The organism is Pseudomonas sp. fls2-241-R2A-110 (genome assembly GCF_030209165.1).
In the GTDB taxonomy this organism is placed as follows: Bacteria; Pseudomonadota; Gammaproteobacteria; order Pseudomonadales; family Pseudomonadaceae; genus Aquipseudomonas.
Genome location: NZ_JARVSN010000005.1, coordinates 225,515 through 239,824, shown reverse-complemented (window position 1 = coordinate 239,824; position 14,310 = coordinate 225,515). Strand labels below are relative to the sequence as shown.

At 60.3% G+C, this 14,310-nt stretch carries 14 protein-coding genes; 9 read left to right on the top strand and 5 right to left on the bottom strand.

Annotation, left to right across the window (positions count from 1 at the left end; all coding sequences use genetic code 11):
- Positions 1 to 34 precede the first annotated feature (34 nt).
- From QRN31_RS03575 to QRN31_RS03565, 3 genes are all read left to right on the top strand, one after another.
- Positions 35 to 754, top strand: coding sequence for a PA1041 family peptidoglycan-binding anchor lipoprotein (locus tag QRN31_RS03575; RefSeq protein ID WP_285430237.1), 720 nt, complete (start codon positions 35 to 37; stop codon positions 752 to 754).
- 148 nt (positions 755 to 902) lie between these two features.
- Positions 903 to 1,181 (top strand): DUF1145 domain-containing protein, encoded by a 279-nt coding sequence (locus QRN31_RS03570; protein WP_090180862.1) that lies wholly within the window; start codon positions 903 to 905, stop codon positions 1,179 to 1,181.
- Positions 1,174 to 1,932, top strand: a complete 759-nt coding sequence (locus QRN31_RS03565; protein WP_285430236.1) for a collagen-like triple helix repeat-containing protein — start codon at positions 1,174 to 1,176, stop codon at positions 1,930 to 1,932. The genes QRN31_RS03570 and QRN31_RS03565 overlap by 8 nt, the downstream gene beginning before the upstream one ends.
- Before the next feature lie 112 nt (positions 1,933 to 2,044).
- Here QRN31_RS03565 and QRN31_RS03560 read toward each other — a convergent pair whose 3' ends face one another.
- Positions 2,045 to 2,509, bottom strand: coding sequence for a CopD family protein (locus tag QRN31_RS03560; RefSeq protein ID WP_285430234.1), 465 nt, complete (start codon positions 2,507 to 2,509; stop codon positions 2,045 to 2,047).
- Positions 2,510 to 2,608: 99 nt separating this feature from the next.
- Here QRN31_RS03560 and dinG point away from each other — a divergent pair, with 99 nt between their 5' ends.
- The 5 genes from dinG to pdxH all read left to right on the top strand — a co-directional run bounded on the left by dinG (position 2,609) and on the right by pdxH (position 10,560).
- Complete coding sequence (gene dinG, locus QRN31_RS03555) at positions 2,609 to 4,753, top strand: ATP-dependent DNA helicase DinG (RefSeq protein WP_222590044.1); 2,145 nt, start codon at positions 2,609 to 2,611, stop codon at positions 4,751 to 4,753.
- Between the two features lie 95 nt (positions 4,754 to 4,848).
- On the top strand, positions 4,849 to 7,359 hold the full coding sequence (locus QRN31_RS03550) for a beta-agarase (RefSeq protein ID WP_285430233.1): 2,511 nt from the start codon (positions 4,849 to 4,851) through the stop codon (positions 7,357 to 7,359).
- A gap of 162 nt (positions 7,360 to 7,521) precedes the next feature.
- The gene (locus tag QRN31_RS03545; protein WP_285430232.1) at positions 7,522 to 8,667 is read left to right on the top strand and encodes a serine hydrolase domain-containing protein; all 1,146 of its coding nucleotides are present in this window, start codon (positions 7,522 to 7,524) and stop codon (positions 8,665 to 8,667) included.
- Positions 8,668 to 8,781: 114 nt separating this feature from the next.
- Positions 8,782 to 9,888 (top strand): OmpA family protein, encoded by a 1,107-nt coding sequence (locus tag QRN31_RS03540; protein ID WP_285430230.1) that lies wholly within the window; start codon positions 8,782 to 8,784, stop codon positions 9,886 to 9,888.
- Positions 9,889 to 9,912: 24 nt separating this feature from the next.
- The gene (gene pdxH, locus QRN31_RS03535) at positions 9,913 to 10,560 is read left to right on the top strand and encodes a pyridoxamine 5'-phosphate oxidase (RefSeq protein WP_090180899.1); all 648 of its coding nucleotides are present in this window, start codon (positions 9,913 to 9,915) and stop codon (positions 10,558 to 10,560) included.
- A gap of 5 nt (positions 10,561 to 10,565) precedes the next feature.
- Here the strand turns inward: pdxH and QRN31_RS03530 are convergent, their stop codons facing one another.
- Entirely contained in the window at positions 10,566 to 10,802 is a 237-nt protein-coding gene (locus QRN31_RS03530) for a hypothetical protein (RefSeq protein ID WP_285430227.1), read from the bottom strand.
- A 166-nt stretch (positions 10,803 to 10,968) separates the two neighbouring features.
- Between QRN31_RS03530 and QRN31_RS03525 the strand changes: the two genes are divergently transcribed.
- Positions 10,969 to 11,433, top strand: a complete 465-nt coding sequence (locus QRN31_RS03525; protein WP_285430225.1) for an outer membrane lipoprotein — start codon at positions 10,969 to 10,971, stop codon at positions 11,431 to 11,433.
- 84 nt (positions 11,434 to 11,517) lie between these two features.
- Here QRN31_RS03525 and QRN31_RS03520 read toward each other — a convergent pair whose 3' ends face one another.
- From QRN31_RS03520 to nhaA, 3 genes are all read right to left on the bottom strand, one after another.
- Positions 11,518 to 11,748, bottom strand: a complete 231-nt coding sequence (locus QRN31_RS03520; RefSeq protein WP_285430223.1) for a DUF7683 domain-containing protein — start codon at positions 11,746 to 11,748, stop codon at positions 11,518 to 11,520.
- Positions 11,745 to 12,929, bottom strand: a complete 1,185-nt coding sequence (locus QRN31_RS03515) for a colicin E3/pyocin S6 family cytotoxin (RefSeq protein ID WP_285430222.1) — start codon at positions 12,927 to 12,929, stop codon at positions 11,745 to 11,747. The genes QRN31_RS03520 and QRN31_RS03515 overlap by 4 nt, the downstream gene beginning before the upstream one ends.
- 121 nt (positions 12,930 to 13,050) lie before the next feature.
- Positions 13,051 to 14,238 (bottom strand): Na+/H+ antiporter NhaA, encoded by a 1,188-nt coding sequence (gene nhaA, locus QRN31_RS03510; RefSeq protein WP_285430221.1) that lies wholly within the window; start codon positions 14,236 to 14,238, stop codon positions 13,051 to 13,053.
- Between the last annotated feature and the right edge of the window lie 72 nt (positions 14,239 to 14,310).

Genomic DNA, 14,310 nt, shown 5'->3' with positions numbered 1-14,310 from the left:
ACCGGTATGGACCGGTGACACAGGAGCTTTCAATATGAGCGTTCTCACACGGACCGTCTTGCCGGTTCTACTACTTGGTAGCCTGTTGACCGGTTGCGCAACTCACAGCGATGGCACCGCCCCCCTTAATCAACGTACCTGGCCGATCTGCAGCGTCATTGGCGGACTGGTCGGCGGAGGATTGGGCGCGCTTGAAAGTGGCGGCTGGGCAGGCGGTGGTGCGGCGCTCGGGATCTTGACCGGTGGCTTGATCTGTTACGCCCAGGATGGCGACGAGGACGGTGATGGTGTCTTCGATCGACGTGATCGTTGCCCCGATACGCCTGCCAATACGCCTGTCGACCATCACGGTTGTCCGCTGCCGCAGTATCCGGCCAGCGTGAAACCTGCCGAACCTGCTCAATCGGAAGTCATCACCCTCAGCGATGCGGGCGACGTCCTGTTTGCGTTCAATCAGTCCGAATTGACCCCCACCGCGCGCAGCGAACTGGATGCGCTGATGAGCAAGCTGCAAGGTGCCGATGTCGTGAGCATCAAGGTAATCGGTCATACCGACAGCGTGGGTTCGGATACCTATAACCAGGCACTCTCGGAACGCCGGGCCAGCAGCGTGGCGGCCTATCTGTTGAGCCAGGGCCTGGACCCGAACAAACTCACCAGTGAAGGCAAGGGCAAAAGCCAGCCGGTGGCCGATAACGGTACTGATGAAGGGCGTGCGAAAAACCGTCGCGTGGAGTTGCACATTAATCGCTAAGCCCCGAAATAGAGCCGTCGGGTGACAACGACAGTTGATCCGACGGCCATTCGGCGGCCTTCATGAAGAATTTTCCGTTGCCCTCTGGCGTATTCCTCGCGGAAGCCGTTACTGTGCGTGCAAATAATAATTCTCAACGGGGGAGCGTATGAAGGTGTTTTGGGGCCTGGGGAAGTTATTGACCCTGCTGTTCTGGCTGGTGGTGCTGGTCAATCTGCTGACGCCGTTTGTCAATCCGCTGCACCTGTTGGTCAATCTGGCCGGCGGTCTGTTGGCGGGCCTGCATCTACTTGAGGCGGTGTTCTGTTACCGCAGCCTCAGGGGGCGCGCTCATCCTTGGGGCGATCGCCTGCAGATCCTGTTTTTCGGCGTATTCCACCTGCAAACCCTCCCGGCTCCGACCGCATCGAAGGCTTCCCATGCGTAAACTCTGTCTGCTCGCCGCTCTCATCAGTCCATTGGCCTGCGCTCAGGTGGTCAGTGTCCAGACCAACTCGCTGATGCGCTTGCCCAACACCGCCAGCACCTTGCAGTTGGAGCGTCTGGAAGTCGCCGATTACGGCACCTTGCTGATCCCTTCGAACGTGACCGAATTGACGGTCGGCGATTTGCATCTGGGGCGTGAAGCGCGGATCGCTATCGTGCCCAGTGAGCAGGCGCTGGAATTGAAAGTCAGTCGTGCCGAGCTGTCTGAGGGCAGCCAGATCACCGCGCGTGGCGCGCCGGGGACGTACCTCAAGGCTGCCCGCGCTGGCCGTAACCTGAATTTGCAGATCAAGGCGCTGAATGCGTCGCTCCTGTCGGTGGATGCTCGCGGTGGTGCGGGCGCGCCAGGGTTTGTTGGCCTCGATGGCGCCAACGGCGAGGCACCGGGATGCACCTGGGGCCAGGCAGGTCGCGGTGCCGATGGCAGCGATGGCAGTGATGGCCAGCCTGGAGCGCCGGGAGCGTTGGTCAGATTGGAGGTGCCGCGTGACTACCCGGCGCCACAGATCAAGGTTGAGGTGGCTGGCGGCGCCGGTGGCCTCGCCGGTCCCGGCGGCAAGCCGGGCGCTGGCGGCAAGGCCAAGGGCTGCTTCGTTTACAAGGCCGATGGCGGCAAGAGCGGGCGTCCAGGCGTCGATGGTCAACCGGGGCCTGCTGGCGCGGCGGGTTCTGTGACGGTTCAGCGGTTGTAAGCGTTGGTCGATAGTTCCCACGCTCTGCGTGGGAATTCAGCCAGTGACGCTCCGCGTCACTGGACGCGGAGCGTCCCTTGAGGCATTCCCACGCGGAGCATCGGAACGATCATCAAAACATCGGGCGCGCGGCCGCGATCGCCACCAACGCCAGCCCGACGATCAGATTGATCCCCACCAGTTTGCGAATCTGCCCCAGCGTCGCTGCTCCGGCCGGCCAGTCCTGCGCCACGACCGCCGTACGCAATTGCGGCAACAGCAACGCCTGAATCCGGATGAACAGCGCCGTCATCACCACGTACAACCCCATCATCACCTGCACATACCTTGGCGCTGTCTCAAACCCGGCGAACTGCAGATGAATCATGCCCACTCCGCTGATGGGCAAAAGCACCACCGCGACCCAGACCCATCGAAAAAAACCTTGAAACACTTCAACCCACAGCTTCAACCGGGCAGGGCCTTCCAGCGCCTTCATTGCCGCGGGCCGCAAGACCATCCAGGCGAAAAACATGCCGCCCACCCAGACCAGGGCAGACAGGACATGCAGGGTGTAAACGATGCCAAAAGGTGTCATTGGGGTACTCCGTTCTGCGCGGGATTAATTAGCGAGGTATGATAGCCGCCGAACCGAACCACTGAAAATTTATCCAGCGTTTTTTGCGCCCGACAATCCATGATCAGCACCGAACTCAAAACTACGATCCAGGGCGCCTATTCGCGTTTTCTTGAAGCCAAGAGCCTCAAGCCGCGCTACGGGCAACGCCTGATGATCGCCGAAATTGCCAAGGTCCTCGGTGACATCGACACCGACGATGAAGGCCGGCGCAGTGGCGACCCCGCGATTGTCGCGGTGGAAGCCGGCACCGGTACCGGCAAAACCGTGGCCTACAGCCTGGCGGCGATCCCCACCGCCAAGGCTGCCGGCAAACGCCTGGTGATCGCCACGGCCACCGTGGCCCTGCAAGAGCAGATCGTCTACAAGGATCTGCCCGACCTGATGCGTAACAGCGGGCTGAACTTCACCTTCGCATTGGCCAAGGGGCGCGGGCGCTACATGTGCCTGTCCAAGCTCGATATGTTGCTCCAGGAAGGCCACGCACAAACCGCCACGGCGCAGTTGTTCGAAGAAGAAGGCTTCAAGATCGAAGTCGACGAGGCCAGTCAAAAGCTGTTCACCAGCATGATCGAGAAACTCGCCGGCAATAAATGGGACGGTGACCGAGACAGCTGGTCGACAGCCCTCGAGGACGCCGACTGGGCGCGCCTGACCACCGATCACAGCCAGTGCACCAACCGTCATTGCCCGAACTTCGGCCAGTGCGCCTTCTACAAGGCCCGCGAAGGCATGGGCAAGGTCGACGTCATCGTCACCAACCACGACATGGTCCTGGCCGACCTGGCGCTCGGCGGCGGCGCGGTATTGCCCGATCCGCGCGACACCATCTACGTCTTCGACGAAGGCCATCACCTGCCGGACAAGGCCATCGGCCACTTCGCCCACTACACGCGCCTGCGTTCCACTGCCGACTGGCTGGAAACCACAGCCAAGAACCTCACCAAACTGCTTGCCCAGCACCCGCTGCCCGGCGATCTGGGCAAGTTGATCGAGCAGGTGCCGGAACTGGCCCGTGAGATCAAGACCCAGCAGCAATTCATGTTCACTGCCTGCGAACAGGTCGCTGATTTCAAACCCGGCGAAGACGTCGAGGGCCGCGAGCGGCCGCGTCACCGATTCGTCGGCGGAGTGATTCCCGAGCACATGCGCGAGATGGGCGTCGAGTTGAAGAAGGGCTTTGCCCGTCTGACCGACCTGTTCACCCGGCTCACCGAGCTGCTCAAGGAAGGCATGGACGGCGAGGTCAACATCGGCATCGCCAGCAACCAGGCCGAAGAGTGGTATCCGCTGTTCGGCAGCCTGTTGTCGCGCTCTTCGGGCAACTGGGAGTTGTGGGTCGCGTTCACCGCCGAAGACCCGGAAGACAACCCACCCATGGCGCGCTGGCTGACCCTGGCCGAAAGCGGTTCGTTGTTCGATATCGAGGTTAACGCCAGCCCGATCCTTGCGGCGGAAATGCTCCGGCGCAACCTGTGGAACGTGGCCTACGGCGCCTTGGTGACGTCCGCGACCCTGACCGCGCTGGGCACTTTCGACCGCTACCGCATGCGCGCCGGGCTGCCGAAAAAAGCCGTGACCGCCGTGGTCCCAAGCCCGTTCCATCACGCCGATGCGGGCGTGTTGCGAGTGCCGGACCTCAAGGCCGACCCGCGTGACGCGCCGGCCCACACGGCGGCGATCATTCGTGATTTGCCGCAACTGGTCGAAGGTTCGCGCGGCACCCTGGTGCTGTTCTCCTCGCGCAAACAGATGCAGGACGTGTTCGACGGACTGGACCGCGACTGGCGCAAGCAAGTGTTCATTCAAGGCAACTTGTCCAAACAGGAAACCCTGAACAAGCACAAGGCGCGCGTCGATGGCGGGGATTCCAGCGTGCTGTTCGGCCTGGCGAGTTTTGCCGAAGGGGTCGACTTGCCCGGTGCTTATTGCGAGCACGTGGTGATCGCCAAGATTCCGTTCTCGGTGCCGGACGATCCGGTTGAAGCGGCCCTGGCTGAATGGATCGAAGCCCGTGGCGGCAATCCGTTCATGGAGATCTCCGTGCCGGATGCCTCGCTGAAACTGGTCCAGGCCTGCGGCCGCCTGCTGCGTACCGAAGAAGACCGCGGCACCATCACCTTGCTCGACAGGCGCCTGGTCACCCAGCGTTACGGCAAAGCGATCCTCAATGCGTTGCCGCCATTCCGTCGTGAAATTTCCTGATACAGGGCTGGGCAATTTTGCCCAACCTGTTGTCTATCTCTCTACCATCGCTTTTCCACTGGCCATCGTTGGCCGTTAGGGAGAACTTCGTTCTTATGATCCGCCGTTCGTTGCCCGCTGTTTTTGCCCTGATGTTCGCAACCCCTTTGCTGGCGGCTCCTGCCGGCCAACAGACGTTGTTCAACTTTGTGCGCCCTGCCGATGTAGTTCAGGTGACGACTCAGGATGCCAGCCTGCCGCAGTCCAATGCTGAGCAAACAGCCGACGGTGAAGTGTTGCGTCGGGTGACATTCAACCCGGTCGCACAACCGAATGTGCGTCTGGCACCGCAAACGGGCGTCTGGGACTGGTCGCAGTCGGGCGTCATGACCTTGCGGGTCCAGAGCGCAATGAGCTGGGCCTTGACCCTGTACGTGAAGATCCAGAGCAACGATGGCAAGACGCTGATCAGTCGTGTCGACTTGCCGGCTGGGCCTGCGCAAACCCTGTTGGTGCCGCTGCAGCCGTTTTCGCCATTGAACCTGGGCATGAAAGCCGGCCCGCCGATGCCGATGACCTTTGACGGTCAGCGCGTGTTGTTGGCCAGCAGCAGCGGTGATCTGGATCGCAGTCAAGTGGTCTCGGTGACCCTGTCGATGGATCAGCCCAACGTGGCCCAAAGCATCCTGCTTGAGCGCTTCGGCGTGCAGGACGGTGACGCCGTGACCAAGGCGGCTTATGGCGGTCTGGTGGACGCTTACGGTCAATCGACCCGGGCCAAATGGCCGGAGAAGGTCGGCAGTTACGAGCAACTTAAAGGCGCTACTGCCAAAGAACAGCAACAAACCAAAACCTGGCTCGCCGAGCGCGAGAAATCGTCGCTGGACAAGTTCGGCGGCTTGAACAAAGGCCCGGCGTTCAAGGCCAGCGGTTTTTTCCGCACGGAAAAGCGTGACGGTCGCTGGTACCTGGTGACCCCTGAAGGTCATCCGTTCTATTCGCTGGGGGTCAATACGGTCAGCCCGGACATCAACCAGACCTACGTCGAGGGTCGCGAGTGGATGTTCGAATCCCTGCCAAAACCCGGCGAGCCGCTGGCCAGCCACTTTGGTGAAGGCGACAACCGTGGCGGCAACGGGGTTGATCAGGGCCGAAGCTACAACGCCGGTCGCTGGTATGACTTCTACGCCGCCAACTTGCAGCTCCTGTATGGCGAACCTTGCAAGCCAGGCAGTGACACCAAGGCGGGTGTCGCTGAAGCCGCCAAGGCTGAAGCGGTTGAGGCGACGGCCGAAAAAGCCGTTGAGCCACCGGTCGTTCCCTCGACCACTGAATCCGGTGTCGCCGAAGCCGCCAAGAGCAGCGCGGTTGAAGCGAGCGCCGCGAACACGGCTGAGCAAAAAACTGCCGAACCCTGCAAAGCCGTGGTTGATGAGCAGCGCTGGGCCAACCATACGCTGGACCGTCTGCAAGCCTGGGGCTTCAACACCATCGGTAACTGGAGCGACCCGGTGCTGGCCAACGCTGATCGCGTGCCATACACCTTGCCGCTGTCGATCGTCGGCGATTACGCCAGCATCAGCACCGGCACCGACTGGTGGGGTGGCATGCCCGATCCGTTCGATCCGCGCTTCGCCATGGCGACCGAACGTGCCGTGGCCATCGCAGCCCGGGATCATCGCGACGATCCATGGCTGATCGGTTATTTCGCCGACAACGAACTGGCCTGGGCCGGTCCCGGCGACGACCCCAAGTCTCGTTACGCGTTGGCTTACGGCACCTTGAAAATGACCACTGACGTGCCAGCCAAACGCGCGTTCCTCAAGCAACTGCGCGACAAGTATCGCAACCAAGCGGGCCTGTCCAAAGCCTGGGGCATCGACTTGCCGGCCTGGGAATTAATGGAAGACCCGGGCTTCGTGGCGCCGCTGCCAAGTGCCGATCACCCGGAAATCGAGGCCGACTTCAAATATTTCCAGAAGGTCTTCGCTGACACTTACTTCAAGACCATCTCCGATTCGCTCAAGTGGCATGCACCGAACCAGTTGCTGCTGGGCGGTCGTTTCGCCATCAGCACCCCTGAAGCCGTCGAGTCCTGCGCGCAGTATTGCGATGTGTTGAGTTTCAACATGTACACCCTGCAACCGCAGGACGGTTACGACTTCGCCCGGTTGCGCAGCCTCGACAAACCGGTATTGATCACCGAATTCAACTTCGGCTCGGCGGATCGCGGCCCTTTCTGGGGCGGCGTGACGCAACTGGCGAAGGAAGAAGACCGTGGCCCGGCGTACGCCAACTTCCTCAAACAGGCGATGAGCGAGCCGTCGATTGTCGGGGTGCACTGGTTCCAGTACCTCGATCAACCGGTGACCGGTCGTCTGTTGGATGGCGAGAACGGTCACTTTGGCCTGGTAGGCATCACCGATCTGCCGTTCCAGGGCTTCGTCGACAGCGTGCGCAAGAGCAACCTGGCGATGGTCGATCAGTTGGGCAAAGAAGCCGAGAAGGCCAAGGCCGAGGCGGATAAAGTCAGTCACGATTCCGAGGGCGGCAGAAAAGGTGACGCCGGCAAAGGGGCGGGGCAGGGCGCTGGCCATGCGGGCGGGCATTCGGCCAACGGTCACTGAGTCCTGCTGGATCGCTTTACCGTTCTTTGCGGCCTGACAGGCACATCAATGGTTGCCCACTCCATGGGCAACCGACCGCCCAGCCTTACCCTGTTCCCAAAACCCTCGGGGGCTGGAACAATGCGGACCACTTTGTATAGCGTTAATCCAGGAGCGTTGCGGGTGCAGATTCAGGGTCATTACGAACTCCAGTTCGAAGCGGTGCGTGAAGCTTTTGCGGCGCTGTTCGACGATCCTCAGGAACGTGGTGCGGCGCTGTGCATCAAGGTCGGTGGCGAAACCGTCCTTGATCTCTGGTCCGGGACCGCCGACAAGGATGGCCTGGAGGCCTGGCACAGCGACACCATTGCCAACCTGTTCTCCTGCACCAAGACCTTCACCGCCGTCACCGCGCTGCAACTGGTGGCCGAAGGCAAGCTGCAACTGGACGCCCCGGTTGCGCGTTACTGGCCTGAATTCGCCGCCGCCGGCAAAGCCTCCGTGACCCTGCGACAATTGCTCTGCCATCAGGCCGGTCTGCCGGCGTTGCGCGAGTTGCTGGCGCCCGAAGCGCTTTACGACTGGCAAACCATGGTCGATGCCCTGGCTGCCGAAGAACCGTGGTGGACGCCGGGCGAAGGCCACGGCTATGCGGCCATCACTTACGGCTGGCTGGTGGGCGAGCTGTTGCGCCGTGTCGATGGTCGTGGGCCGGGAGAGTCAATCGTGGCGCGGGTCGCGAAGCCGTTGGGGCTGGATTTTCATGTCGGCCTGGCCGATGAAGAATTCCATCGCGTGGCGCATATCGCACGTGGCAAGGGTAACGTCGGCGATGCCGCGGCCCAGCGCCTGCTGCAAGTGACCATGCGCGAACCGACGGCCATGACAACACGGGCCTTCACCAATCCGCCGTCGATCATGACCAGCACCAACAAACCCGAGTGGCGGCGCATGCAACAACCCGCCGCCAATGGCCACGGCAACGCCCGCAGCCTGGCCGGGTTCTACGCCGGTCTACTGGACGGCAGCCTGCTGGAAAGCGAGATGCTCGATGAGCTGACTTGCGAACACAGCCTCGGAGAAGACAAGACTTTGTTGACCCGGACCCGTTTTGGCCTGGGTTGCATGCTCGATCAACCGGATGTCCCGAATGCAACCTATGGCCTCGGGCCACGGGCATTCGGCCATCCGGGCGCTGGCGGCTCCATCGGTTTCGCTGACCCGGAACATGATGTTGCCTTCGGCTTTGTGACCAATACCTTAGGGCCGTACGTCTTGATGGATCCGCGAGCGCAGAAACTTGTGCGAGTACTGGCCACTTGTCTGTAAATCCCGCTCAAAGGTTCCAGTGTCGGAACCTGAAAGCCTTTTCAGTTTCAAATCATCTGGTTATGCGGGCCGATTCGGTCAGATTTTTTCATTACTTTATTTTGCGGATATCCAATGTCATCCAATAAAACCCTTGCCTTGGCCCTTTGCTTCGCTATCACTGGTTGTGCACAGACCCCAAAAAATGATTCGGATGGCAGCAGCTGGTGGCCGTTCGGTTCGTCCGACAAAGTCGCCGCAAAAGACCCTGCCGCCCCGGCTCCAGCGCCGGCTCCCTTGAAGCCTGCCGCTACTGCACCGGTCGCCAAAACGGAAAGCGCCAGCCCTTGGTACTGGCCGTTCGGCTCTGATGACACTGCAGTCAAAACTCCAGCCAAGCCAGAAGTGAAACCTGAAGCCAAGCCTGTCGACGTCGCCAAGGCTCAAGCCGATGCGGGTGGCAAATGGTGGTGGCCGTTCGGTGGCAAAGAACAACCGACTGCCAAAGTCGTGCCGATGCCAGACCCTAAAGTCACCCAGGCCTGGCTCGACGATTATGAGCCGCGCCTGCGCGAGGCCATCAAGGACAGCAACCTGCAACTGGAACGCCGTGAAAACGTGCTGGTCGTCACCGCGCCGGTAGAAGGCTCGTTCAACCCGGCTCGCCCAGCCATGCTGCTGCCGGTGACCCTCGGTCCGTTCACTCGCGTCGCGAAAATCCTTGAAGTCGATCCGAAAACTGCCGTGTTGGTGCTCGGTCACAGTGACACCTCGGGCTCTGCACCGGACAACGTGAAACTGAGCCAGGAGCGCGCACAAGCCGTTGCCGCGATCTTCCGTCTCAGCGGTCTGCAACGTGATCGTTTGATGTTGCGCGGTATGGGCGGCGAAGCCCCGCGTGCAGCCAACGACAGCAATGAGGGGCGTGCCCTGAACCGTCGCGTGGAGTTGCTGGTATCGCCGCAAAACACCATGGTCGCGCTGCTGAGCAAGTACAACATGCCGGCACCCGCACCTCTGACAGTGGTCGCGTCCACGGCCATCAAGCCAGTGGTTGCACCGGTCACCCCGGCGCCAGCGGCGAAGAAGGCTGCTGTGCCTGCGGCGAAAAAAGCGCCGGCCAAGAAAGCCTCCGCCAAGAAAGCACCGGCTAAAACCGCAACATCGACGAAAAAAGCGGCTCCCGCCAAAGCCGCAGCAGCTGACAAGAAAGTCGTTGCCGCCGATGCTGACAAGAAGTGATTCGTTAACTAAAAGGAATGCGCCATGACACAGGGCCTGGCTGATATGCGTCGCGACTACACCCGTGATGGCCTGACCGAGGCGCAAGCCCCGGCCGAGCCGTTCGGGTTGTTCCATCAGTGGTTTGGCGATGCGGTGAAAACCGAGCAACCGCCGGTGGAGGCCAACGCCATGACGCTGGCCACGGTCGATCAGGACGGTCGACCGCATTGTCGCATTCTGCTGCTCAAGGGGCTGGATGAGGAGGGCTTCACCTTCTTCACCAACTACGACAGTGCCAAGGGCCAGCATCTGGCGGCGAATCCGTTCGCCGCCATGACTTTTTTCTGGCCAACCCTGGAGCGTCAGGTGCGCATCGAAGGGCGGGTCGTGAAGGTCACACCTGAAGAGTCCGACGCCTATTTCCAGGTCAGGCCTCTGGGCAGTCGCCTCGGTGCCTGGGCATCGCCTCAGAGCCGTGTGATCGCCGACCGTGCCGAGCTGGAAGCGTTGCTCAAGACCACCGAGCAACGTTTCAGTGACACCCAGCCACACTGCCCGGAACACTGGGGCGGTTATCGCTTGCTACCCGAGCGCATCGAGTTCTGGCAGGGCCGTCCGAGCCGTCTGCACGATCGCCTCAACTACCGCTTGCAAGGCACCCACTGGACGCTTGAACGTCTGGCACCTTAAACAGTCTACCGATCGGGATAGCCTGCCGCAGCGGCTTCAAGCCACTGGGGCAGGTCCTTGCGCTTGATTTTCTGTGCGTGCGCGTTTGCCAGTTGCTGGAGCATGAAGGCCCGCTTCTTCTCGTCTTTACCCGCCAGGGCCAACGCCAGGTCGCGGTCCATCCAGCGTTTGATCCGCACGTATAGCCACCAGTGGAAGTACAAACCTGCCGCAGTGGTGACGACAATGATGAAATAATCCATGAGAATCCTAGGGTCAGTGGCGCAGTTTTTTGAATTTGCCGCTACTGTGTGGTGAGTTCCGAGGCGCCTGTACCGGGCCTGAATGAAAACAATTTTATCCGGGCGATGCCGTGACAGGCGTCAAGCTGCGGAGTTTAATGAATACCTGTCCTTTGGAGTTGATGCTATGCGTAAGTCTGTTCTGCTGGTTGCTTCCTTTTCCACGATGGCGATGTTGCTCACTGGCTGCCAATCGAGCCTGACCGGTGACTCCTACTCCCGTGATGAAGCGCGTCGTGTACAGACCGTTCGCATGGGCACCATCGAAGCGCTGCGTCCGGTCAAAATCGAAGGCACCAAGACCCCAATCGGCGGCGCTGCAGGCGCTGTTGTGGGTGGTGTTGGCGGTAGCGCCATCGGCGGCGGTCGCGGCAGCATCGTCGCAGCCGTCATCGGCGCCGTCGCCGGCGGCCTTGCAGGCTCGGCTGCCGAAGAAGGCCTGACCCGTACCCAAGGCGTCGAAATCACCGTTCGCGAAGACGATGGCAGCATGCGCGCCTACGTTCAGGAAGTTCAGCCAAACGAAGTGTTCCGTGTGGGCGAGCGTGTGCGGATTGCCACGGTTAATGGGACTAGCCGCGTTTCGCACTAAGCGGGAACGAAGGGTAAAAGAAAACCCCGATCAGGTGACTGGTCGGGGTTTGTTTTTTGAAGTGAGAATCAAACCGCGCTATTTTTAGACGTTGCAGGTGAGTTGAAATAGAAATGATGGGTTATAAATTTTCTTTCCGAGTATTTCTTCCAGGGAATTAAGTTGCTCGGTCGTGAGGTTGTATCCCTCCCAGCCTTGTTGATCCGCTGTCCATCCCATAATTGCTTTTAATTCTTTTTCGTAGCCGTTCGGTAACTCTTCTTCGAATGCGAGGAGTTCGGTTTTTTTATCAAATGCCTCTATAACGTAAATCATGGTTCTACTTTCCTGGTGTTATCCGCTGGTTTGGTCTGCTCGCCAGTAGTCGGATCATATTCACCGAGATGACGGCCACGTTTGTCGTACATCTCGACAGTCCCATGCTGTGAGTCCCATTCAAAAATTTTCCCATTTGGAGTTTTCCAGCGTTTTCTAAGGCCGCCGCCCCCTTTAATTGGGGTCTTACGAGTTGCTTTCGTAGCATCGGGAAAAGCGGTCAGTCCCTTTGGCGCCGGATAATATTTGTGGTTAGGAGCACTGACCACAATATAAACCGGCAAAATCCCCGAACCCACCGGAAACACAAGAATGAAATCCTTGTACTCAGGCGGATAAACCGGATTCACAATTATCCCGTCAGCCGCTTCCGTTGGCGGATAAACCCAAACATGCGGCGCTTGCGGTGCCGCCTCCAATGCTGGAATTCCGAGCATGTCCGAAGCATCTACAGCCGGTGTCCAGATCAGTTCAACGCCATCTCCCAGATCCGCCACCTGCTGACTGCCGCGCAATGTGAACTGCACAACATCAACCATTTCCCAATCGCGGTTCTTGCCGGTATAGAAGCCGTAACCCTTGAGACTGCCGTCAGCCTGTTGCTCGACCTGTAGACGAGCGCGGGTTCTGGCCTGTTTCAGGGCGCGCAGTTGATCTTCGCTATAGAGCGCGCTGTCGCCCAGGCTGGGTGTCCAGAACAGCGCAACCACAGTGGCCAATGCGGCGGTTCCAGCAGCGCCGATTGCGGCGACTGGAGCAGAGAGCGCGGGGGCGCTCAGGGCAAGTCGGCCAATGCCGAGCGAGAGGGTGCTGCCGCTGATGGTTTCGAGGTTCAGCAGCCCGGCATCGTCTGCTTCGCGAGCGCCGAGCCAGGCGACTTCGCCGTAATCCTTGAGGCTGTCGGTGGGCACCATGCCTGAAGGATTCGAGTAGTCGATGATGGCGTCCGGCAGATTGCAGGACTTGGCGAAGACACAGCCCGCGCGAACGGGTTCGTGTGTTTTTGCGACGATTTCACGACTGCGCTCGAAGGCGTCTTGCCTGGCGAGCATGGCCTCGTAAGCGTTCTGTCGGGTCTCCCGCTCGGCCAGCTCAGTGGCCGTCATGAAGCGGTGACTGATGTGATGTCCGTCGCCGGACGGTGGGTTCTGAACCCTGGGGACTTCCTTGTTGCCAGCCACTGATCTTCCTTGCGTTCGTACGTCGACAGCCCTTTGAAAATGGGCTGTGCGACGTTAACGAACGAGGCTAATCGTGGCTGTAGGACGAATCCTGAATGTCGTTAAGAGTGTTCTCTAACGCTCAGGATTGCAGCGCAGTGCGTTTGCGGCTCGCCGCCGCCGTTACCGCATAACCGATCAAGGCGGCCAGAATCGAACCGGTCAAAATCCCCATCCGGTCCATCCCGGCGTACTCGCTGACGCCCGGCTCAAACGCCAGGGAGCCGACAAACAGGCTCATGGTGAAACCGATCCCGCAAAGGATCGCCACACCCAGCACTTGGCCCCAATTGGCGCCTTGGGGCAGGGCGGCGATGCCGATTTTCACCGCCAGCCAGGTCAGGCCGAACACACCCAGCGTCTTGCCCAATAGCAGGCCAACCGCGATGCCCATCGGCACATGGTGGGTGAAGCTCTCTGCGGTCACGCCGCTCAGGGACAGCCCGGCGTTGGCGAAGGCGAACAGCGGCAGGATGCCGTAGGCCACCCACGGATGCAGGGCGTGCTCGAGGGTCAGCAGCGGCGACGGCTCGGCGTTTTTCGTGCGCAATGGAATGCAGAACGCCAGGGTCACGCCGGCCAGCGTCGCGTGGACACCGCTCTTGAGTACGCAAACCCAGAGGATCAAACCGATGATCATGTACGGCCCGAGCTTCACCACGCCAAGTCGGTTCATCGCGATCAACGCCACGATGCACGCGGCGGCCAATGTCAGTGAAAGGGTTGAAAGCGCGCCGGAATAGAAGATCGCAATGACAATGATCGCGCCCAGGTCGTCGATGATCGCCAGAGTCATCAGGAACAGTTTCAGCGATACCGGCACGCGCTTGCCCAACAGGGCAAGGACGCCGAGGGCGAAGGCGATGTCGGTGGCCATCGGAATGGCCCAGCCGCTCAGGGCGGCAGGGTTGTCACGGTTCAAAAACCAGTAGAGCAATGCCGGCACCACCATGCCGCCAATCGCCGCCGCGCCGGGCAGGACGATTTGCGAAGGTTTCGACAGCTGACCGTCGAGAACTTCGCGCTTCACTTCTAGGCCGATCAGCAGGAAGAACAAGGCCATCAGGCCGTCGTTGATCCACAGCAGCGCCGGTTTGGCGATTTGCAGCGCGCCGATCTGAGCCACGACCGGCGTGTCCAGAAAACTGCTGTAAAGCCACGACAGCGGGGAATTGTTGATGATCAAAGCCAGAGCTGCGGCGGCGATCAGTAACAGACCGCTGGCAGCTTCCAACTGAAAGAAACGCGTGAAAGTGCTACGCAGAGGCAAGGTCGCTCTCCATCGATGAATTCAAAAGGTGGCACACCCTAACCCGTACCGTTAGTTGTTAAAACAAAAGTT